The following is a 20,418-nucleotide window of genomic DNA, read 5'->3' on the forward strand; positions in this document are numbered from 1 at the left end:
AGAAGTGGACGGGGTTGACGCCGGGAGCCTACAGAGCGCAGGAGAGTTAGAGGTGTATTGGCTGGGAGGGCCTCATCGCAGGCAAGCCAGCTCCCACAGTTGATCGGGTTTACACAATTGGATGTGTGAATACATTCAAATGTGGGAGCTGGCTTGCCTGCGATGAGGCCACTGCAGATCACAAGGCAGGAAAGTGAATCCTGAACGCCGCCCCACCCAACGCTGAATCCCCAAGCGTCAACCGCGCGTGATAGCTTTCAATGATGTCCTTGACCACCGCCAGCCCGATCCCCTGCCCCGGGTGCTGGCGGTCGAGCCGTTCGCCGCGTTGCAGGATCCGTGCGCGCTGGTCCGCTGGTACGCCAGGGCCGTCATCTTCGATACACAGCTCGATACCATCGAGATTTTCCAGCAGGCTGATACGCACTTGCTTGAGGCACAGGCGGTAGGCGTTTTCCAGCAGGTTGCCGAGCATCTCCAGCAAGGCGCCTTTTTCGATGGGCACCTCACAGCCCTGGGGCAGATCAAAGGTCACGGTGACCCGCTTGTCGCGATAAACCTTTTCCAATGTATCGCACAGGCTTTGCACCACCGGTTCCAGACGTACCTGGTGGCGCACCAGGCCGCTTTTACGCAGGCTGGCACGCTGCAACTGGTAACCGATCTGCTGGCTCATGCGTTCGATCTGCGATTGCAACACCCACGCCTGGCTACGTTCTTCCGGGCGCTGGGCCATGTCTTCACTCACGCCCTGCAACACCGCCAACGGGGTTTTCAGGCTGTGGGCCAAGTCATCGAGGGAGTCGCGGTAGCGCGCACGCTGTTCGCGCTCGCTGTGCAGCAAGCGGTTCAGGGAGCCGGTCAGGCGCAGCAGTTCGCGGGGGTGTTCTTCGCTGAGGCTTTCGCGGGTGCCGCCTTCGATCTGGTCGAGCTCATGGCTCAGGCGCCGCAGGGCTTGCAGGCCCCAGGTCAGCCCCAGCCACAACAACGTCAACAACACCAGCAAGGCCGCGCCAAACCCGAGGTAGAGGTTTTCACGCAGGCCTTCGAGGGTCAGTTGGTATTCGCGTACCGGCTGCAGGGCGACAATGCTGAATGCCGCGCTCTTGCCTCCCAGCAGCCGGACCTCGACGTCATACACAAAGAATTCCTGGCCATTGGCCTCACGAATCCGCGCAAACTCGTTGCCCCGCCCGTCGTAGCGCGGTTTGTAGTTGATGTTTTCTTCCTGGGTCGCCCGCGAGCGCCATACCAGATGGCCTTCACGGTCGTAGATATAGCCCAGCAGCCGACTGTCGGTGAGGTTGAAACGCTCATCGGGCAACTGCGCCGGCATCAGCAGGCGGTTATTGTCGACCCGCGCCGCGGAAATCAGAGTGGGCACATCCGACGCCAGACGCCGTTCGATGGAATCCTGCAGCGCCAGGCTAAATGCGCCTTGCATGGCCGGCAACAAGCCGAGCATAAACAGCACGGCCAGGGGGGCGGCCGCCAGCATCAGGCGCACACGTAGCGAACGAATCAACGGCAGCGCTCATTGAACAGGTAGCCCAGGCCACGCACGGTATCAATTGGCTTGAACCCGGCCGGGCCTTCCAGCTTGCGGCGCAGGCGGCCGACCAGCACTTCGATCACGTTTGGATCGCGCTCGTCGTCATCCGGGTACAGCTGTTCCATCAAGCGGTCCTTGGCGACCACCTGTTGATGATGGCGCATCAAGTATTCGAGGATCCGATACTCATAGGCGGTCAGCGCCAAGGGTTGCTCGTCCAGGGAGGCTTGCTTGCGGTTGAGGTCCAGCAAAAGCGGCCCGGCAACGATAGTCGACTGGGTAAAACCGCTGGAGCGGCGCAGCAAGGCGTTCATGCGCGCCTCCAGCTCTTCGAACTGGAACGGCTTGACCACGTAGTCGTCGGCCCCGGCCGCCAGGCCTTCAACCTTGTCCTGCCAGTTGCCGCGGGCGGTCAGGATCAGGATCGGGAAGGTCTTGGTCTGGGTGCGCAACTGGCGAATCAGGTCCAGGCCGCCCATACCGGGCAGGCCAAGGTCGATGATCGCCAGGTCATGGTTGAATTGGCCGGTCTGGTACAGGGCTTCTTCGGCATTGGCCACGGCTTCGACCACATGCCCGCTGTCGGTCAGGCGGGTAAACAGGTGATGACGCAGCAGCGCCTCATCTTCCACCACCAGCAATTTCATAAAGTTCTCCACTGCAATTCAACTAGCCGACAGGGGGATATCATAGCGGCCCTGCAGCTCTTGGGGGCGCAGTTTTATGCCATTGTAGTGGCCGGTCAGGTGCGTGTAGCCGCTGCGATAGTCCGGTTGCGCAGAGGTAGCGCCCAGGGCCTGGCCCCACGGCGCGGCCTGAGTGCCAGCATCTTCGAAGCTGACACGATGGATCAGGTTGCTGGATTTTTTGGTTTTCTCGCTGCCAAAGGCCGCAAATGCGCCATCGGACGCCTGCACGCCGGCAGTGGCGCCGAGCATGGTCAAGGCCAACATCAGCTTTTTGATCGCAGTCATGGTGGTTACCTCATACGCGTTTAGGCTGTGGGGTCCAGACTACGCAGGCGCCCCTGAACTCCCCCTGAACAGGCTCTGAACCGCAGCTGAACTGCACCGGACTATCCACTGGCCCGCCAACTCGGCAAAATACCGCACATGACGCCCCTACCCGCTTGCTGCACCCCACTCGATGATCATTGGCCGTTGCCGGTTTCTTTGCCGGGCACGGTGTTTTTGAGCACGCGATTCGACCCGGCTCTATTGAACCCCGGCGATTTCCAGCGCTGCGATGTGCCACCGCCCGCGAGCATCCAACGCTCGGTCGCCAAGCGCCAGGCGGAATTTCTCGCCGGTCGCCTGTGCGCCCGCGAAGCGCTGCAACGACTCGATCATCTGCCCTGCATCCCGGCCATCGGTGAAGACCGCGCCCCGGTCTGGCCAGGGCATATCAGTGGCTCCATCACCCACAGCACCGGGCATGCTGCGGCGATTGTCGGGCACAAGGCGCAATGGCGCGGGCTGGGCATGGACCTGGAGAACCTGCTCGCAGTGGAACGGGCCGAACGCCTGGCAGGGGAAATCCTGACGGCCAATGAATTGCAACGCATGGCCACCCTACCCCGTGAGCAACACGCCTTGCTGGTGACGCTGACGTTTTCGGTAAAGGAAAGCCTGTTCAAGGCGCTCTATCCGATCGTGCACAAGCGCTTTTATTTCGAGCATGCCGAGGTGTTGGAGTGGTCAGCGGCGGGGAGGGTGCGGTTGCGGTTGCTGACCGATCTTTCGGAAGAATGGAAGCATGGCAAAGAGCTGGAAGGGCAGTTTGTGGTGCAAGGCGAGCAGTTGTTGAGCCTGGTGGCTATCGCAATGTAGGAGCGAGCTTGCTCGCGAAAAACTCGCAGGCGCTGCGTTCATTCAGGAAGCACGCGTTATCGTTGACGTTTTTCGCGAGCAAGCTCGCTCCTACAGTTAGGGAGTCAGGGCTTATCTTGATCCCTGGGCCAGCTCAGGCTGAAGCACGCCCCGCCCAGGTTGTTACTCTTGCTGATCAACGCCCGCCCGCCGTGCCAATAGATAATCCTGCGCACGATCGACAAGCCCAGGCCATGCCCGCCAGAAGCGCGGGTACGGCTGTCATCCAAGCGCAGGAACGGCGTGAAGATCCGCTCCCAGGCGCTTTCCGGCACACCGGGGCCGTCGTCTTCCACATCGATGCGACAGCGCACCTGCCCTACCTGATAGCTGATGAGCACCTGGCCTCTGGCGTGGCGCATGGCGTTACTCACCAGATTTTGCAGGGCGCGGTGCAGGTAGCGCGGTTCAGCGTCGACCCAGGCGTCATCCCAATGTGCCGAGGACAGGCAAATACCCCGGGTGACGGTGACCTGCGGGCGCAATGGCGATAATTCGCCAATCACCTGGTCGAGCAATGCATTAAGGTCCACGCGCTGGAAATTCAGCTCCGGCGCACCCTGCTCCAAGCGGGCATAAGTGAGCATCTCGTCCACCAGGCCATCGAGGTCCTGGATATCGCCGTCCATGCCTTCCAGGTATTTGCGCCGGGCTTCGGGCGTGGCGGCGTCACCGATCATCTCCAGGCCAAAACGCAGGCGCGCGACTGGCGTGCGCAGCTCGTGGGAGACTGCGCGCACCAGCTCGCGCTGAATCGCCAGCAATTGCTGCAGGTGCTCGGCCATGCCATTGAAGGCTGCCGCCAGCCGCCCGACCGAGTCGGCACCGCGGGCAGGCACGCGCACTTCCAGATTGCCCTTGGCGATACGCGTGGCCGCCGCCTCCAGGCCTTTGAGCCTGCGCTCAAGTTGTCGCACCAGCAGATAGACGATCAAGCCGATCAGGGTCAGGCCAATCAAGGTGATCAGGATCAGCCATTGGGCCGGGTATGGGTTCATCTGGTACAGCGGGCCGATCTCCAGTACCCACGGGGTGCCGACCATGCCGGCAAACACGCGAATCGAATCGCCGCCCTTGCCCAGCGCCATCACCGTATCGCCCTCCGCCACGCGACGACGCTGGTCGTCATCCATGTCGGCCTGGTCAAGGGCCGTCAAGTGCATTTCAAAACCAAAACCCTTGGCGTGCTTGATGTCGGCCAGGCGCTGAGGCTGTTCGGCCACCGGGAAACGCACCAGTTCGTCGGCCAGCAGGTAAATAGTCGCACGGGCCAATTGTTCGCTGATCTGCTGCACTTCGCCGGTAAGCACCAATTGCTCTTGCTCGCTGACCAACCGCAGCACCCGCGCCGCATGAGGCCCGGTCTGTTCCACCAGGACCTGGCCGCGTTGCAGGCGGTTGCGCTGGCCCAGGTCCAATTGCGCCTCGGTGAACGTGCGCAGCTCCAGCGGAATACCAAGCAAACGCTCCCACACCGCCAAGGCGCGCTGCCGTTCAATGGCGCTCATGGGTTGCAGGTTATCGCCCATCAACGCAAAGGTGCCGTGGGCCAGGCGCTCACGGTACTGGCCGCTGCGCACGTCATTAAGCAGGTGCAGTGCCAGGGCGCCGAGTAACGCCACCAGGATCAGCGCCGCGCACATGCCGCCGTAGATGCGCAGGAAGATCGAGTTCACAGCGGCATATCGGCAGCAGCTTCGGGGACGAACAGGTAGCCTTTGCTGCGGATGGTCTTGATCAGGCGTGGGTGGATCGGATCGTCGCCGATCTTTGGCCGAATGCGCGAGATACGCACGTCAATGGAGCGATCCTGGCCGTCATAGCCGATACCACGCAGAGCTATGAAGATTTCTTCGCGGGACAGGATGCGCCCGGCGTTCGCAACCAGCAGCCACAGCAAGTCGAATTCAGCGCTGGTCAGTTCGATGCTGTCCTCATGCAACCAGGCTTCGCGCAAGGCATTGTCCACCACCAGCGGACCAAACTGCAGGCGGCGCTGGTTTTCCACTGCAACGGGCAACACCGGTTCGCTGCGGCGCAGCAGCGCCTGGATACGCGCCAGCAACAAACGCGGGCGCACGGGTTTGCACACATAGTCGTCGGCGCCCATGTCCAAGCCCAGCACCTGGTCCATGTCGTCGGTGCGCGCGGTGAGCATCAGGATCACGCCGTCATAACGCTCGCGCACCTTGCGGCAGATGCTCAGGCCGTCTTCGCCGGGCAGCATCAGGTCGAGGATCACCAGGTCGGGCTGCTCTGCGATGATGCGCGCCGCGGCCTCGGCACCATCACCTTCCACCGACACACGCAGGCCGTTGCTTTCCAGGTACTCACGGGTCAACTCGGCGAGTCGCTCGTCGTCCTCGACGATCAGTATCTGCCAGGCTTCTTGCTCCATGCGCTACCTCGGTTCTCTATTGTAGGAGCGAGCTTGCTCGCGAAGAACGCAAGGGCACCGCATTTATCCAGGGTTGCTGCATTATCGTTGACGATGTTCGCGAGCAAGCTCGCTCCTACAGTTGTCATATGGAGCAAGCACGCTATCGCCCAGATCAAGGCCGATTGTAGCCATGCACCGGCCCTTGAACACAAGCCGGGAAATCCATTCGGTCATGGCGATTTTTTGTGGTAGGGTTCGCGCCCTCAAAATTCCCGCCGGCAGTTTCTACCCGGGAATATTCGGTGACAAACGGTGTAATCCAGTAGTAATGCGGCCTACACGGGTGTTCCACGATTCATACACATTTTACCCACAGCGTTATCCACAGGTAGTGCGTTGCTAAGCCCCCGAAAACGCATTATCTTGTACCTCGGCGCTAAAAAAACCCTACATGTAGGGTTTTAAGCGAAAAGACCAAACACAGATCAGACAAGAAACTCAAGCGCTTTCTTGCTCGTGTTTGGTTGAACCAAAGCATTTTTTGAAAGCCCAAACCGCGCACGCGGATGGCAACCGTTTTCCAGCCCGATTGGCAGAAAACGGTACGGGTGTTGCAGGGCTTGAATGGGGCCACTGTCACCCACCAGGAATACGGCTAAGGGCTCCCCGGCCCCGAACCAAAGACTTCGGCATGGAAGCGGCGCGATGAGCTCCCTTCCTCCTGTCCCGAAGTTGTTATGCCAGGCCCAGGCCTGCTGTAAGTGCTTCAGGACGGAACGGTGGGCACCGTGATGGTGCCCAAATAAATATAGAATGTGGAGACACCCCCTCATGCAAACCGACACAACTCGCGAGAACCCGCAAGGCTCCGTGCCGCAGGCCGCTGATTCGAACCTGGATCTGTCCGCCACTGCACCTGGCCAACTGCGCGTGATCAAGCGTAACGGCACTGTCGTTCCTTATACCGATGACAAAATCACCGTCGCCATCACCAAAGCGTTTCTTGCAGTTGAAGGCGGCACCGCAGCCGCTTCGTCGCGCATCCACGACACCGTTGCCCGCCTGACCGAACAGGTCACCGCGACGTTCAAGCGTCGCATGCCATCGGGCGGCACCATCCACATCGAAGAAATCCAGGACCAGGTCGAACTGGCCCTGATGCGTGCCGGCGAGCAGAAAGTAGCCCGCGACTACGTGATCTACCGTGATTCGCGCGCCAAGGAACGTGCCGTACGCTCCCCGGCCGAAGAAGCCGCCGTACAAGCGCACCCGTCGATCCGCATCACCCTGGCTGACGGCAGCTTTGCCCCGCTGGACCTGGGCCGCCTGAACACCATCATCACCGAGGCCTGCGAAGGCCTCGAAGAAGTCGACGGTGACCTGATCCAGCGCGAAACCCTGAAGAACCTGTACGACGGCGTAGCCCTGACCGACGTCAACACCGCCCTGGTGATGACCGCCCGTACCCTGGTAGAGCGTGAGCCGAACTACTCGTTCGTGACCGCCCGCCTGCTGATGGACACCCTGCGTGCCGAAGGCCTGGGCTTCCTGAAAGTCGCCGACAGCGCCACTCACCACGAGATGGCCGACCTGTACGCCAAGGCCCTGCCGGCCTATATCGCCAAAGGTATCGAATTCGAATTGCTGAACCCGATCCTGGCCACCTTCGACCTGGAAAAACTCGGCAAGGCGATCAACCACGAGCGTGACCAGCAGTTCACCTACCTGGGCCTGCAAACCCTGTACGACCGTTACTTCATCCACAAGGACGGTATCCGCTTCGAACTGCCGCAAGTGTTCTTCATGCGCGTGGCCATGGGCCTGGCGATCGAAGAGAAGAACAAAGAAGACCGTGCCATCGAGTTCTACAACCTGCTGTCGTCCTTCGACTACATGTCGTCGACCCCGACCCTGTTCAACGCAGGCACCCTGCGTCCTCAGTTGTCGAGCTGCTACCTGACCACCGTGCCGGATGACCTGTCGGGCATCTACCACGCGATCCACGACAACGCCATGCTGTCCAAATTCGCCGGCGGCCTGGGTAACGACTGGACCCCGGTGCGTGCACTGGGTTCTTACATCAAGGGCACCAACGGCAAGTCCCAGGGCGTTGTACCGTTCCTGAAAGTAGTGAACGACACCGCCGTCGCCGTGAACCAGGGTGGCAAGCGCAAAGGCGCTGTGTGTGCCTACCTGGAAACCTGGCACATGGACATTGAAGAGTTCATCGAGCTGCGCAAGAACACCGGTGATGACCGTCGTCGTACCCACGACATGAACACCGCCAACTGGATCCCTGACCTGTTCATGAAGCGCGTCTTCGATGACGGCAAGTGGACCCTGTTCTCGCCATCCGAAGTGCCAGACCTGCACGACCTGACCGGCAAGGCCTTCGAAGAGCGCTACGAGTACTACGAAGCCCTCACCGAGTACCCAGGCAAGGTCAAGCTGTTCAAGACCATCCAGGCCAAAGACCTGTGGCGCAAAATGCTGTCCATGCTGTTCGAAACCGGCCACCCATGGTTGACCTTCAAGGACCCATGCAACCTGCGCAGCCCGCAGCAGCACGTGGGCGTGGTCCACAGCTCGAACTTGTGCACCGAGATCACCTTGAACACCAACAAGGACGAGATCGCCGTTTGCAACCTGGGCTCGATCAACCTGCCGAACCACATCGTCAACGGCAAGCTGGACACCGCCAAGCTGGAACGCACCGTCAACACCGCCGTACGCATGCTCGATAACGTGATCGACATTAACTACTACTCGGTGCCACAGGCGCAGAACTCCAACTTCAAGCACCGTCCGGTTGGCCTGGGGATCATGGGCTTCCAGGACGCCTTGTACCTGCAGCACATCCCTTACGGTTCCGATGCAGCGGTCGAGTTCGCCGACAAGTCCATGGAAGCGGTCAGCTACTACGCGATCCAGGCTTCCTGCGACCTGGCCGACGAGCGCGGCGCCTACGAGACGTTCCAGGGTTCGCTGTGGTCCAAGGGCATCCTGCCGCTGGATTCGCAACAGATCCTGATCGAGGCCCGTGGCCAGAAGTACATCGACGTTGACCTGAACGAAACCCTGGACTGGGCGCCGGTACGTGCCCGTGTGCAGAAAGGTATTCGTAACTCCAACATCATGGCCATCGCACCGACCGCCACCATCGCCAACATCACTGGCGTGTCGCAGTCGATCGAACCGACCTACCAGAACCTGTATGTGAAATCGAACCTGTCGGGCGAATTCACCGTGATCAACCCGTACCTGGTTCGCGACCTGAAGGCTCGCGGCCTGTGGGACTCGGTCATGATCAACGACCTGAAGTACTACGACGGTTCCGTGCAGCAGATCGAACGCATCCCGCAAGAACTCAAAGAGCTCTATGCAACCGCTTTCGAAGTGGACACCAAGTGGATCGTTGACGCCGCCAGCCGTCGTCAGAAGTGGATCGACCAGGCCCAGTCCCTGAACCTGTACATCGCCGGCGCCTCGGGCAAGAAGCTGGACGTGACCTACCGCATGGCGTGGTACCGTGGCCTGAAAACCACTTACTACCTCCGTGCCCTGGCCGCGACCAGCACCGAGAAGTCGACCATCAACACCGGTAAGCTGAACGCTGTTTCTAGCGGCAACCATGGTGATGATTCGGTACTCGCAGCACCCGCCGGCCCGGCACCTGTGCCAAAGGCCTGCGCAATTGACGAGCCGGATTGCGAAGCTTGCCAATAAGCTGAGCCAGTCCAGGGGGATTGCCCCCCCTGGATTGAAAAAGCCCGATAGACCCCGACTGCATAGGGTTTATCGGGCTTTTTGCTGACCGCCTTAGAGAAACGCGTACGCAATACCCTGCTTCGGCGCGCCACCTCTGCGCCCCCACAACTCCACGCGCCCGTCTATGACCGCCATCGAATGGCGATCGTAGGCCACGACACCGAGCTTGCCGCTCGCCAGCTCACTGCTTGAAGACTGCCTGTAAAGCCCTTTCAACCCCAGCCTATCCAATGCTTCGTGGGGCATTTCGCCGTTGTTCAAACTTTGCATCGCATGGGCGAAGCTTCTTTTTGATTGGCTAGGGTTGTCGTCCAGGCCATTACCTTCCATCTGTGCCCGCTTCGCGCTCGCTGCAAACATGAAGTTGGCATCGGTCAGCATGCCCGGATTGTCACCCTTGAACTGCGCATACCTGGCCGCCTGCTTTAATTCATCCTTGGATAGATTAAGTTCGAAGCCATCGCGCATCTTCACGTGATAACCGTCTGCCGTCTCTTTTACCTCCTTGAAAACGTCAGTGGGTTTTTGACCAAACTTCATCATTGCGCCCTTTATCGCTGAAACCGTGACGCAATTGCCATCGGGGCCCTGGCTGAATCCACTCCAGATGTTGTCCGGTTTTTTCCCTGGGTTACTTTGATCAGGCTTGTAGTTGAAGTGCTTGGAACCTTCCGTAATCGGCAGATTACTCATGGGCTCGCTGGGCCCAAAATTACCGGGGCTTGGCCTGCCACCACCGCCACCACCTGGCGACGGGCCAGGAGAAGGCGGCGAAGGCGTGGGTGATGTATCGTCCGTTTCCGGAAACCATTCATTCATCAGGCGCCGCAGCATCTCCAGCCAGGAGACGTCTGCCTTCTCCATCAACTCCTGCATGATCTCCTTGAACTTTTCATCCCCCAGCTCTTCGCGCTTCTCGTTCAACTTGTCACGAAGGTCTTGAACGGTCTGGCTCTTGGATGTTTTCTCGGCATCCCTCAACTCATTGAGCAGTTGCCTCACCGATTCAGCATCAGAGGACTTGCCTCCCCCGGGTTCATCCGACTGACTTTTGCGTCCGTACAGACCGGCGCTGTAGTTATTCCGAACAAACCAATGGCTACCTGATGGCGCCCCCTCCCACTGCTTGTATATCGCCATGCCTCTCTCCCAATGGTCCATGGGCGACATGCGCCCGTGACCCGTCGGTGGCGCAATGGACGTTGGGCGTTCCAGCAAAAAGGCGAAAGGAAACAAGCGGTAAACTAGTAACGCGCGCACAAAAAAAAGCCCCTCGTTTGAGGGGCTTTTTGTGTGCAGGTATTTGAGTAGCGGTATCAGGTCATCTGAATGATGGTCTGCATGATGGTGCTTTGGGTGGAGATGGTTTTGGCGTTCGCCTGGTAGTTGCTCTGGGCCTTGATCAGGTCCACCAGTTCGTTGGTCAGGTTTACGTTGGAGTTCTCCAGGGAGGTGGCCTTGATCGACCCCAGCGTGCCAGATTCCGGTGCGTCGAAGCCCGGCTGGCCCGACGCGAAGGTCTCTTTCCAGGTTGTACCGCCGGCGGGCTGCAGGCCCTGCTCGTTGTTGAAGCTGGCCAGGGAAATCTGGCCGATGGCCTTGCTCTGCTGGTTACTGAAGGTGGCGAAAAGCACACCACTGCCATCGATCTTCAGGCCGGTGATCTGGCCGGTGGCGTAACCATCTGTGACTGGCGGGTTACGGTAGCTGGCTGAGTTGTACTGGGTGACAGTGCCCATGTTGATGGCGATGCCGTCCTTGTTCGCCGTCGCATCGTTAGCCTTCCATACGCCATCGGTCACCGTGCCAGGTACCCAATCCTTGATGGTCAAGGTGTTACCGGCAACTCCGCCGGTCACGATGCTCTTGAGGTTACCAGCACCATCGAAGCTCAACGTCGACGGCACAGGCGCCTTCACGTCAGCACCGGTACCGGTAGGAGCCGAACCATCAGGATTGCGGCCATCGATCAAGGTGTAGGCCTGCCACTGATTGGCATCGGTTTTCACCAGGTACTGCACCATCGGGTGCGCGTTGCCCTGGGAGTCGTACAAGGTGGTGCTGTATTGCGTGGTGAAGGTTTCGGACTTGGTTGGATCAAACGGGTTCTTGGACTGATCGATCACCGGCGACGAGGAGTTCAGGTTGCTGGAAGAGTCCACCTTGGTAGACGCCTTCGGTGGCAGGTTCGCCAGGTTCAGCTGCAGGTCAACCAGACCGCCTTTGGTGATTTTGCCATTCTCGTCCGCGGCATAGCCCTGCAGGCGCGAGGTGCCGGTGTTGTTGGTGATATAGCCGTCTTTGTCCGCACGGAAGGCACCGCTACGGGTGTATTCCAGCGAGCCGTCGCTGCCCTTCTGCACGAAGAAGCCACCACCCTGGATCGCCATGTCGAGGATGCCGCCACTCCCGTTGACGTCGCCCTGGGTGAACTGCTGGGACACAGCCGCCAGGTTCACACCGTTGCCGATACTGTTCTGGCCGGTGCCCAGCTTGGAAGCCGCGTAGATATCGGCGAACTCCGCACGGGATGACTTGAAGCCAGTGGTCGCGACGTTGGCGATGTTGTTGCCGGTCACGTCCAGTTGTTTGTTGGCCGCATAGAGGCCGCTAAGGCCGATATTAAAAGACATGTTTCTCTCCCTCTGCCGTATATAGCCGGCTCTATGTACCGATAGTCTGAATTTGCGACAGCTTGACGCTGCCCATGCCGCCTGCAAGATTGAGCAGCATTTCGCCGCCGGTCTTGCTCAAGGTCACGCTGGTTACCGTGGCCGGCAGCGAGGTGGCCAGGGCCACCGCGTCACCTTTGTCGTTCTTGGTGGAGGCATTGAAGGTGTAGGTGCCGGCTGGGGCGACCTCACCCTTGTCGTTCTTGCCGTCCCAGATAAAGCTCTGGCTGCCGGCACTCTGCGCGCCCATATCCACGGTGCGCCCGACGTTGCCGTCCTTGTCGGTGATCTTGACGGACACGTTGCCCACCGCCGATGGCACCGCCACCGAACCGTTCATGCTCTTGCTGGTATCAACCATGGCTTTGTCGGTCTGGATAATGATCGACCGCCCCACCAGCGACGAAGCCTGCAGCGCTTGCGAAGAGCTGAAGTTGCTGGAGATGTTGTTCACCGAGTCGTTCAGGGTGTTGATGCCTTCCAGGCTGCTGAACTGGGCAAGTTGGGCCACGAACGCGCCGTTGTCCTGGGGCGACAGCGGGTTCTGGTTTTTCAGCTGGGTCACCAGCAACTGCAGGAATGCGTCCTTGCCCAGCGACTGGTTGCCAGTGGCCGCTTTGGAAACATTCGAGACATTGTTCGAAGCGTCCTTGACCTTGGAGTTGAACAGGTCCTGGACTGCCGTGTTGTTTGACGTATCAACGATGGCCATTATTTGGCACCCCTTATCACTGACCCAGGGTCAGGACCTTCTGCATCATGGTCTTGGCGGTGTTCATCATTTCCGCATTGGTCTGGAACGAACGACTGGCGGAGATCATGTCAGCCATTTCCTCGACCACGTTGACGTTGGGGTAGTAGACGTAACCCTTTTCGTTCGCAGCCGGATGGTTGGGCTCGTAACGGGCCTCCAGGTTGCTCTGGTCTTCGACCACGCCCAACACCTGCACGCCTGAGCCGGCGGCGTCCTGGTTCTGGAACAACGAATCGCTGCCGCTTGCCTGACCACCCTGGAACATGGTGGCGAACACTGGGTGGCGGGCGCGGTACGTTTGGTCAATGCTCGACGAGACGGTCTCGGCGTTGGCGATGTTACTGGCGACGGTGTTCAAACGCGTGGTCTGCGCGCTCATGCCACTGCCGGCAATATTGAAAACACTGGACAGGGACATGGCTTACTCTCCACGCAGGGCTGACATCAGCCCTTTGAATTTGCTGTTGAGCAGGGTGAAGCTAGCCTGGAAGTTCACCGAGTTTTCGGCGTAGTTCGATTGCTCCAGCTGGGCGTCGACGGTGTTCTGGTCGATCGACGGCTGCATCGGCGTGCGATACAGCAGCGACTCGTCACCCTTGCTCAGGCCTTGCGCTTCGATATGACGGCTGTTGGTCATGTTCAAGGCGAAGGTGCCGTTCTTGGTCTTGTCCTGCTGTGCGGCGAGCACGGCGGAGAAGTCCAGGTCCCGAGCCTTGTAGTTCGGGGTGTCGGCGTTGGCAATATTGTTGGCCAGGACTTCGGCACGCTGGGCGCGGAAGCCCAGGGCTTGTTCGTGGATACCGAGCGCTTTATCGAAACTGATGCTCATGGCGGAAACCTTTAGGCTGACCTGCTGTTCGTTAGCAGGGTTATAGCAAGGTGCATGCCAATCTTGCGGGAGCCCGTATATCAAGGGTTTAGAGGGGAGTTGCCGGCGGCTATGCCAGAAAAGCGGCAAGCGATTTCCGCGTAGTGCCATTAAAGCGGCAATGGGGCTTGCCGCTTTACGCCGGCTCGCCGAGAAAACAAACAAATGTGGGAGCTGGCTTGCCTGCGATGGCGGAGTGCCTGCCGACCTATTCGTAGACTGACAAAACGCTATCGCGGGCAAGCCCGGCTCCCACAGTTTTATTGCCTGTACCCGGACTACTTGGCCTGGTAGATGATCCCCGGGCTGCATTGCACCATCTGGAAGTGATCCGGCAGGCCGTTCAATGCCTCGGAAGCACCGAGGAACAGATAACCTCCACGCTTGAGCGTGCCATGGATACGCAACAGGATGTCTTTCTTCACTTCAGCCGAGAAATAGATCAGCACGTTGCGGCAGAACACCATGTCGAACTTGCCCAGGCTGGCGTAGCTGTCGAGCAGGTTGAACGAGCGAAATTCGACGCGGTTCTTGATCGGCGCCTTGATCGCCCAACGCCCCGCCCCTTTGGGGTCGAAGTAGCGTTGCAGGCGTTCTTGGGACAAACCTCGGCCCAGGGCCAGGCTGTCGTACTCACCGGTCTTGCAGTTGGTGAGCATGGTGCCGGACAGGTCCGTGGCCACAATTTGCGCACCGGCTTTCAACTGGCCCATGTTGGTCCGCTCGAACTCATCGATGGACATCGAGATCGAGTACGGCTCCTGCCCTGAGGAACAGGCTGCCGACCAGATACGCAGGCGCTGGCCCGGGCTGGCCTTGATGGCTTCGGGCAACACTTTGTTCTTGAGCACTTCAAAGGGATAGGTATCGCGAAACCATAAGGTTTCGTTGGTGGTCATGGCATCGACCACCATTTCCTTGAGCCCGCTGCGCGGCTGCCCCTGGATCCGCTGGACCAACTCACCCAGGGACTTGATGCCCTGCTGTTCCATCAGCTTGTTGAGACGGCTGGATACCAGGTACTGCTTGTTTTCACCGAGCAATATGCCACAGGCTTTTTCCAGGAAGACCCGGAACTGTTCGAAATCCAAATTACCCGTAGACAATGATGCCGCCTCTTAAATCGTGTGACCGCCGGGGGACATCCCCTAGCCGTGATCTGCTGCCTTGATCCGGTCGACTACCCGGGATGCGAGGTCATCAGGACGGAATTTGGCCAGAAAGTCATCCGCACCGACCTTCTTGACCATTGCCTGATTGAATACCCCCGACAATGAAGTATGCAGGATGATATGCAATTTTTGCATGCGTGGATCGTTACGTATTTCAGCCGTGAGCGTATAGCCGTCCATTTCCGGCATCTCGATGTCAGAGATCATCATCAAGAATTCTTCTTCGGGCTTCTTGCCTTCGTCCGCCAGCTTGCGCAGGTAATCCAGGGCTTGGCGCCCGTCATTGAGGGCCACCACCTCCACCCCGACGGTTTGCAGGCAACGCGTAACCTGCTTGCGCGCCACGGAAGAGTCGTCCACGGTCAATACGCGCAGCGAAACCGCCTTGTGTGCCGTTTCGGCATCCACCACCCCGACGGAAATAGTTTCCGAGGTGGGCGCCACTTCGGCGAGGATCTTCTCCACGTCGATGATTTCTACCAACTGGTTGTCGACACGCGTCACCGCCGTCAGGTAGTGATCGCGCCCCGTGCCCTTGGGCGGCGGATGGATCTCTTCCCAGTTCATATTGACGATGCGCTCCACGGAGCGCACCAGGAAACCCTGGGTCTTGGTGTTGTATTCGGTGATGATCACGAAAGGGTTCTGGCGGTCTTGCAAGCCCGCAGCCCCCGTGGCCATGGCCAGGTCAAGAATCGGAATGGTCGCGCCACGGATGTTGGCCACGCCACACACCACCGGACTGGACTTGGGCATGATCGTCAACTTGGGACATTGCAGTACTTCACGCACCTTAAACACGTTGATGCCATACAACTGATTGCCATCCAGGCGGAAAAGCAACAACTCCAGGCGATTCTGCCCTACCAGCTGTGTGCGCTGGTTTACTGAATCCATTACACCTGCCATGCCCAGACTCCTAAATCCTAGGGGTACGACGCGTACCCAACACTAAACGGCACGAGCTTTGCTATTTACTGAGTATGGATATTAAAACGACAGTTTCCCGACACCCTGGCCGCTCACGCTACCGCAGACTGCTCTGCGCCGCGATGGCGCTGCTTGTCTCGGGTCTGGGCGTCACGGCCCGCGCCGACAACGTTACCCTGCCTGATCTACTTATCGGCGTCACCCAAGGCTTTCTTGAGTTCACTGTAGAAGATTATCTGGCGACCACCCAGACGCCGGGGCGTTATGAAATCCAGGTCAACCAGTTGGACCCACGCTTGCGCATGCCAATGTGCGACAAGGAATTGACAGCCACCCTGGAAAGCCCCGCCCAGCCTATCGGCCGTGTGACCGTGAAGGTGCGCTGTGAGGGCGCCTCGCCCTGGACGGTATTTGTGCCGGCGCAGGTCAAGCTGTTTCGCGACGTGGTGGTAGTGGCGCGGCCGTTGAAGCGCACCGGCATCATCGGCTACGACGATGTGGCGCTGCGCGAGAGGGACATCAGCCTGATCAACCAGGGCTACCTGACGTCACTGGACCAGGCCGTCGGGCAGAAACTCACGCGGCCCGTGGTCACCGACCAAGTCCTTACACTGGTTCATCTGGAACAGGCCGAGGTGATTCGCAAAGGTGACCAGGTGGTGATTTCCGCGAGCAGTGGCGGGCTGAACGTCAGGATGCCGGGCGAGGCCTTGTCCAACGGCGGCATGAGCGAACAGATCCGCGTCAAGAACCTCAACTCCAATCGCGTGATCAAGGCGCGGGTCACGGCGCCAGGCCAGGTGGAGGTAGCGCTATAGATGACTGGAATCAAATGCCAGCTTTTCCTACACTGTGTGCTGGATATTGAGCCGAACAGGTTTATTGTCAATCGAGCCTAAAGTTTGCCCGGGTATGGCCGAAAACATGGCAAGCGTCCAAATACCCAGAGGTTTTTCAACATGGTCATTGATTTCAGTCGTTTGAATAACGCCCCGGCCTTGCCCGGCAATACGCGCACCGGCGGTGCCAAGGACAGCGTAGAAGCCAAGCCGCAGCCCTTGCCTGCCAAAGCAGAGCAGGCCGCCGCTAGCCAGAGTGGGGAATCGGTACACCTGAGCAATGAGGCTCAACAGTTGCAGAAGGTCACTGACTCGCTGCGCGATCAACCCGTCGTCAATAAAGCCCGTGTGGCCGAGTTGAAACAGGCTATCGCCGATGGCAGCTATAAAGTCGACAGCAACCGTGTAGCCAGCAAGCTGCTCAACTTCGAAGCCGAGCGCTAGGCAAAGGCCTGCGCAGGGCTTTTGGACGCTTAAAACCCAAGGCCAGCCATGCACCACGACGAACATTTGCTCCAACTGATCATTGATGATCTGGCGCCGACGCAACAATTGCTCGAGCTGCTGAAGGAAGAATCCCTGGCCTTATACGGCCGGGATATGCCCTTGCTGGAAGAAATCCTGGCGCGCAAACAGTCGCTGATTGTCTTGCTCGAACAGCACGGCAAGAAACGCAGCGAGATTCTGATCAGCCTGGGCCTGCCTGCCGACCACGATGGCCTGGCACAACTGGCCAGCCACTCTTCAGTCGGCGATCAACTGCTGGCACAGAGCAAAGAACTCAACCATTTGCTCGCCCAGTGCCAGGAAGCCAACCTGCTCAACGGTCAGTCGATCCAGCTTCAGCAAGCCACGACCGCCAATCAGCTGCGCATACTGCACGGCGGAGAGCCTCCGGCCCTGTATAACGCCCAAGGCTCCACCTCACGCCTGGTCAAGCCAAGCACCCGCAGCCAAGCCTGACACCGGTTTACAGCGTGACCTATCCAAGGCGCGCTACATACTGGCAAAATGCCGGTTCTTGCGTGTAGTCGTATTTTGCCTGGAGATGGAAGAACCGTGTTCAACGCCCTTAATGCGGAAGATGCACCGCAGCCACCCAAGGTGCTCACCACGCCTCTGGAAATCGCCAGCACGTTGCGGATGCTGCAAGAAAGCCATGACCCGCTGATCATCACTTTCCACGAACGCAGCCAGCGCTTCCAGAGCTACCTGGTGGACATCGACCGGGACAGCAAGACGCTGGTACTGGACGAAATGATTCCCCGTGACGGTGAACGCTACCTTGAGAATGGCGAAGCCTTCCGTATCGAAGGTTTCCATGAGGGCGTGCGAGTTGCCTGGGAAAGCAATGGCACCTTGACCATCAGCGAGAAAGGCGGCCACCGCATCTACAGCGGCAGCCTGCCCGGCGAAGTGGTTTACCATCAACGACGCAATGCCTTCCGCGCCGCACTCAAGCTTGCGCAGTTGGTGGACATTCAGTTGGGTGGCGAGAAGCTCAAGGCACCTATCAGCGGTAAGCTGCTGGACATCTCGGCAACCGGCTGCAAATTGCGCTTTGAAGGCGATATCTCCGAGCGCCTGCAGTTGGGCCAGGTTTATGATCGCTTTATTGCTGCCCTGCCCTTTGGCAGCATGACCACCTCCGTGGAACTGCGCTACCTGCACTTCGAAGACAAGATCAACACCACCTTTGCCGGCGTGCGCTTTCACAACATGAGTGGTTTGGTGCAGCGACAGGTGGAACGCTTTGTCTACCAATTGCAGCGTGAAGCTCGGCGCTTCGATAAAGACGACGATCTTTAAGCGTTAGACGCTGAGATAAAAAACGGGCAGATCCTGATGGGATCTGCCCGTTTTTTCGTTCAGGGGCGCGCCCTGCTTAAGTCATGGGGATGTTCGTCCGGGTCTGGTGGCTCGTGCGGTTCTTCGCTCGTTGACTCCTCGGTTTCAGGGACGGGCTCTGGATCAGGTACAGTGACTTGCATCTGCTCCTGCACCACCTGCTCATCCACCCGCGGGTCAAGGGCAGCCACCAAAGGCGAACTGGACATGCTATCGGGCATCGCCACATGATGCAGTGGTGCGTCGTCGACCTGATGCAGGTTGGTTACCGCCTTGGGTCGAATACGCCACACCAGGATCAGCGCACACAGGCTGAAAAACGCGTAGAGCATCTGGCTGCCGAATAGCTTCATTACCACACCGGCCAACAGCGGCCCCACGCTGGCGCCGATCCCGTAGGTCACCAGCAACATGGCCGTCAGTGATACCCGACGATCGCCTTCCACATGGTCGTTGGAAAAGGCCACCGCCAGGGGGTAAAGGCAGAACTGCACCAGCGAACAGAAGAAGCCTGCCACGAACAGCACTTCCAGCGGTACCTGGGTCATGATCGCCAACGGCAAGGCCGTTATCGCCAGGCACAAGGCAAAGCAGCGAATCAGCAGCGCGCGGTCATAGCGGTCCGATAACCAGCCCAGCGGCCACTGCACGACCAATCCAGCAAAAATGCAGCTACCCATGAACAGACCGACTTGCTCAGTCGTCAGGCCCTGCTGAGAGGCGTAGAGCGGTGCCAAGCCGTAGAATGAACCGACGATCAACCCAGCGCCCAACACGGTGCTGAGCGACTGTGGCACGCGCTTGATAAAGAAGCGTGGCTCCATCGGGGCCGGGTGCAGTGGGGCCGGGTGAATGCGCCGGGTCATTGCCACCGGGACCAGGCACAGCGCAAAGCACAGCGCCACGAGCATCAACAGCTCAAGCCCAAGATGTGGGTGCATGACCAGGATCAGTTGGCCCAGCACCAACCCAAGGTAGGACGCAATCATGTAGCCGCTGAACACTACGCCGCGCTGCTTGGCGTCCGCCTGCTCATTGAGCCAACTCTCGATGACCATGTACTGGCACATCATTCCCAGGCCCACGATCATCCGCAGCACAATCCAGGCTGGCAGCCAATCAATCAAACCGTGACCCAGCACCGCTGCACCGACGATGCCCGCGCAGGTGGCGTAGGCGCGAATATGCCCGACCCGGGCAATGAGACGGTGCCCGAGCTTGCCGCCCAGCACCAAGCCAAAATAGTTGGCAGCCATCAGCGCACCGACCCACAGGCTGTCGACATTGTCTGCTGCCAGACGCAAAGCCAGATAAGTACTAAGCAGGCCGGAGCCGATCAGCATCATCAAGGAGGCGAAATAAAGGGCTCGAAAAGATTTCCAGATCTGGCGCATCGGCGTTCCGAGCGGCTCCTTGCGGTGAGGGGTAGGGCTATCTGCATGATAGTCCGGGGCGGTTGAATCCGGACAGGCGGCAGGGCCTGTTCCAGGGGATTATTTTGTTTCACAGCTCAGACGCTACGTGGGTGTCTGTGAGGTACATAACCGTGGAGATAAATACACGGCGCACCACCTGTGAACCTTGATAACACGCAAGGTTCGACTGGTATTCGGGTATCTGTACAAAAGGCTTCAATGGAACGCTGTGCAGGCTTTGTAAGTTGGCGTTCTTTTCGAGCGCCCAAAACAAAACCCCAACTGCTTTCGCAATTGGGGTTTCGGAATTTAATCTTGACGATGACCTACTCTCACATGGGGAAACCCCACA

20 protein-coding genes are annotated in these 20,418 nt (G+C 59.1%); 6 read left to right on the top strand and 14 right to left on the bottom strand.

What is annotated here, in order from left to right:
• Positions 1 to 178 precede the first annotated feature (178 nt).
• From CER19_RS25445 to CER19_RS25455, 3 genes are read right to left on the bottom strand one after another with little or no spacing between them, the layout of a single operon-like run.
• Complete coding sequence (locus CER19_RS25445) at positions 179 to 1,525, bottom strand: ATP-binding protein (protein WP_116668412.1); 1,347 nt, start codon at positions 1,523 to 1,525, stop codon at positions 179 to 181.
• Positions 1,522 to 2,199 (bottom strand): response regulator, encoded by a 678-nt coding sequence (locus CER19_RS25450; protein ID WP_003193559.1) that lies wholly within the window; start codon positions 2,197 to 2,199, stop codon positions 1,522 to 1,524. Before CER19_RS25450 ends, CER19_RS25445 begins: the two co-directional genes overlap by 4 nt.
• A gap of 18 nt (positions 2,200 to 2,217) precedes the next feature.
• Complete coding sequence (locus CER19_RS25455) at positions 2,218 to 2,526, bottom strand: hypothetical protein (RefSeq protein WP_116668413.1); 309 nt, start codon at positions 2,524 to 2,526, stop codon at positions 2,218 to 2,220.
• A 138-nt stretch (positions 2,527 to 2,664) separates the two neighbouring features.
• Here CER19_RS25455 and CER19_RS25460 point away from each other — a divergent pair, with 138 nt between their 5' ends.
• Entirely contained in the window at positions 2,665 to 3,381 is a 717-nt protein-coding gene (locus CER19_RS25460; RefSeq protein ID WP_116668414.1) for a 4'-phosphopantetheinyl transferase, read from the top strand.
• 104 nt (positions 3,382 to 3,485) lie between these two features.
• On the opposite strand, the gene CER19_RS25465 is transcribed toward CER19_RS25460, so the two are convergent.
• Positions 3,486 to 5,096 carry an ATP-binding protein gene (locus CER19_RS25465; protein WP_116668415.1) on the bottom strand — a complete coding sequence of 537 codons (1,611 nt, stop codon included), beginning with the start codon at positions 5,094 to 5,096 and terminating at the stop codon, positions 3,486 to 3,488.
• Positions 5,093 to 5,818 (bottom strand): response regulator, encoded by a 726-nt coding sequence (locus CER19_RS25470; protein ID WP_116668416.1) that lies wholly within the window; start codon positions 5,816 to 5,818, stop codon positions 5,093 to 5,095. The genes CER19_RS25465 and CER19_RS25470 overlap by 4 nt, the downstream gene beginning before the upstream one ends.
• 813 nt (positions 5,819 to 6,631) lie before the next feature.
• On the opposite strand from CER19_RS25470, the gene CER19_RS25475 reads away from it, so the two are divergent.
• Positions 6,632 to 9,526 (top strand): ribonucleoside-diphosphate reductase subunit alpha, encoded by a 2,895-nt coding sequence (locus CER19_RS25475; protein WP_032879843.1) that lies wholly within the window; start codon positions 6,632 to 6,634, stop codon positions 9,524 to 9,526.
• Positions 9,527 to 9,619: 93 nt separating this feature from the next.
• On the opposite strand, the gene CER19_RS25480 is transcribed toward CER19_RS25475, so the two are convergent.
• The 7 genes from CER19_RS25480 to CER19_RS25510 form a co-directional block, all read right to left on the bottom strand.
• Complete coding sequence (locus CER19_RS25480; protein WP_178088132.1) at positions 9,620 to 10,708, bottom strand: hypothetical protein; 1,089 nt, start codon at positions 10,706 to 10,708, stop codon at positions 9,620 to 9,622.
• Between the two features lie 176 nt (positions 10,709 to 10,884).
• Positions 10,885 to 12,201, bottom strand: a complete 1,317-nt coding sequence (gene flgE / locus CER19_RS25485) for a flagellar hook protein FlgE (protein ID WP_032879842.1) — start codon at positions 12,199 to 12,201, stop codon at positions 10,885 to 10,887.
• A gap of 31 nt (positions 12,202 to 12,232) precedes the next feature.
• Positions 12,233 to 12,952 carry a flagellar hook assembly protein FlgD gene (gene flgD / locus CER19_RS25490; RefSeq protein ID WP_116668418.1) on the bottom strand — a complete coding sequence of 240 codons (720 nt, stop codon included), beginning with the start codon at positions 12,950 to 12,952 and terminating at the stop codon, positions 12,233 to 12,235.
• Between the two features lie 16 nt (positions 12,953 to 12,968).
• On the bottom strand, positions 12,969 to 13,412 hold the full coding sequence (flgC, locus tag CER19_RS25495) for a flagellar basal body rod protein FlgC (RefSeq protein ID WP_044267590.1): 444 nt from the start codon (positions 13,410 to 13,412) through the stop codon (positions 12,969 to 12,971).
• A gap of 3 nt (positions 13,413 to 13,415) precedes the next feature.
• Positions 13,416 to 13,823, bottom strand: a complete 408-nt coding sequence (flgB, locus tag CER19_RS25500) for a flagellar basal body rod protein FlgB (protein ID WP_003193573.1) — start codon at positions 13,821 to 13,823, stop codon at positions 13,416 to 13,418.
• Between the two features lie 317 nt (positions 13,824 to 14,140).
• Entirely contained in the window at positions 14,141 to 14,968 is an 828-nt protein-coding gene (gene cheR, locus CER19_RS25505) for a protein-glutamate O-methyltransferase CheR (RefSeq protein ID WP_014719581.1), read from the bottom strand.
• A 42-nt stretch (positions 14,969 to 15,010) separates the two neighbouring features.
• Positions 15,011 to 15,943, bottom strand: a complete 933-nt coding sequence (locus CER19_RS25510) for a chemotaxis protein CheV (RefSeq protein ID WP_003193578.1) — start codon at positions 15,941 to 15,943, stop codon at positions 15,011 to 15,013.
• A gap of 74 nt (positions 15,944 to 16,017) precedes the next feature.
• Here CER19_RS25510 and flgA point away from each other — a divergent pair, with 74 nt between their 5' ends.
• The 4 genes from flgA (at position 16,018) to CER19_RS25530 (ending at position 18,612) form a co-directional block, all read left to right on the top strand.
• Positions 16,018 to 16,782 (top strand): flagellar basal body P-ring formation chaperone FlgA, encoded by a 765-nt coding sequence (gene flgA, locus CER19_RS25515; protein WP_014719582.1) that lies wholly within the window; start codon positions 16,018 to 16,020, stop codon positions 16,780 to 16,782.
• A 141-nt stretch (positions 16,783 to 16,923) separates the two neighbouring features.
• On the top strand, positions 16,924 to 17,247 hold the full coding sequence (gene flgM, locus CER19_RS25520) for a flagellar biosynthesis anti-sigma factor FlgM (protein ID WP_003193581.1): 324 nt from the start codon (positions 16,924 to 16,926) through the stop codon (positions 17,245 to 17,247).
• Positions 17,248 to 17,295: 48 nt separating this feature from the next.
• A complete protein-coding gene (locus CER19_RS25525) occupies positions 17,296 to 17,766 on the top strand; it encodes a flagella synthesis protein FlgN (RefSeq protein ID WP_014719584.1) in 471 nt (156 codons plus the stop codon).
• Positions 17,767 to 17,862: 96 nt separating this feature from the next.
• On the top strand, positions 17,863 to 18,612 hold the full coding sequence (locus CER19_RS25530; protein WP_014719585.1) for a flagellar brake protein: 750 nt from the start codon (positions 17,863 to 17,865) through the stop codon (positions 18,610 to 18,612).
• Positions 18,613 to 18,671: 59 nt separating this feature from the next.
• On the opposite strand, the gene CER19_RS25535 is transcribed toward CER19_RS25530, so the two are convergent.
• Both CER19_RS25535 and CER19_RS28950 read right to left on the bottom strand, forming a co-directional pair.
• Complete coding sequence (locus CER19_RS25535; protein ID WP_116668419.1) at positions 18,672 to 20,045, bottom strand: MFS transporter; 1,374 nt, start codon at positions 20,043 to 20,045, stop codon at positions 18,672 to 18,674.
• Between the two features lie 109 nt (positions 20,046 to 20,154).
• Positions 20,155 to 20,418 (bottom strand): hypothetical protein (locus CER19_RS28950; protein ID WP_218568487.1); only part of this gene is annotated, 264 nt, incomplete at its 5' end.

Source organism: Pseudomonas sp. GL93 (genome assembly GCF_003408955.1).
Classification (GTDB): domain Bacteria; phylum Pseudomonadota; class Gammaproteobacteria; order Pseudomonadales; family Pseudomonadaceae; genus Aquipseudomonas; species Aquipseudomonas paracarnis.

What these genes read in the sequence shown, in the direction of transcription:
- flgD (WP_116668418.1), bottom strand. Translation starts at nt 12,952, where the DNA reads ATGGCCATCGTTGATACGTCAAACAACACGGCAGTCCAGGACCTGTTC.
- flgC (WP_044267590.1), bottom strand. Translation starts at nt 13,412, where the DNA reads ATGTCCCTGTCCAGTGTTTTCAATATTGCCGGCAGTGGCATGAGCGCG.
- CER19_RS25535 (WP_116668419.1), bottom strand. Translation starts at nt 20,045, where the DNA reads ATGCGCCAGATCTGGAAATCTTTTCGAGCCCTTTATTTCGCCTCCTTG.
- CER19_RS25450 (WP_003193559.1), bottom strand. Translation starts at nt 2,199, where the DNA reads ATGAAATTGCTGGTGGTGGAAGATGAGGCGCTGCTGCGTCATCACCTG.
- flgE (WP_032879842.1), bottom strand. Translation starts at nt 12,201, where the DNA reads ATGTCTTTTAATATCGGCCTTAGCGGCCTCTATGCGGCCAACAAACAA.
- CER19_RS25460 (WP_116668414.1), top strand. Translation starts at nt 2,665, where the DNA reads ATGACGCCCCTACCCGCTTGCTGCACCCCACTCGATGATCATTGGCCG.
- CER19_RS25475 (WP_032879843.1), top strand. Translation starts at nt 6,632, where the DNA reads ATGCAAACCGACACAACTCGCGAGAACCCGCAAGGCTCCGTGCCGCAG.
- flgM (WP_003193581.1), top strand. Translation starts at nt 16,924, where the DNA reads ATGGTCATTGATTTCAGTCGTTTGAATAACGCCCCGGCCTTGCCCGGC.
- CER19_RS25510 (WP_003193578.1), bottom strand. Translation starts at nt 15,943, where the DNA reads ATGGCAGGTGTAATGGATTCAGTAAACCAGCGCACACAGCTGGTAGGG.
- CER19_RS25480 (WP_178088132.1), bottom strand. Translation starts at nt 10,708, where the DNA reads ATGGCGATATACAAGCAGTGGGAGGGGGCGCCATCAGGTAGCCATTGG.
- CER19_RS25455 (WP_116668413.1), bottom strand. Translation starts at nt 2,526, where the DNA reads ATGACTGCGATCAAAAAGCTGATGTTGGCCTTGACCATGCTCGGCGCC.
- CER19_RS25470 (WP_116668416.1), bottom strand. Translation starts at nt 5,818, where the DNA reads ATGGAGCAAGAAGCCTGGCAGATACTGATCGTCGAGGACGACGAGCGA.
- flgA (WP_014719582.1), top strand. Translation starts at nt 16,018, where the DNA reads ATGGATATTAAAACGACAGTTTCCCGACACCCTGGCCGCTCACGCTAC.
- flgB (WP_003193573.1), bottom strand. Translation starts at nt 13,823, where the DNA reads ATGAGCATCAGTTTCGATAAAGCGCTCGGTATCCACGAACAAGCCCTG.
- CER19_RS25525 (WP_014719584.1), top strand. Translation starts at nt 17,296, where the DNA reads ATGCACCACGACGAACATTTGCTCCAACTGATCATTGATGATCTGGCG.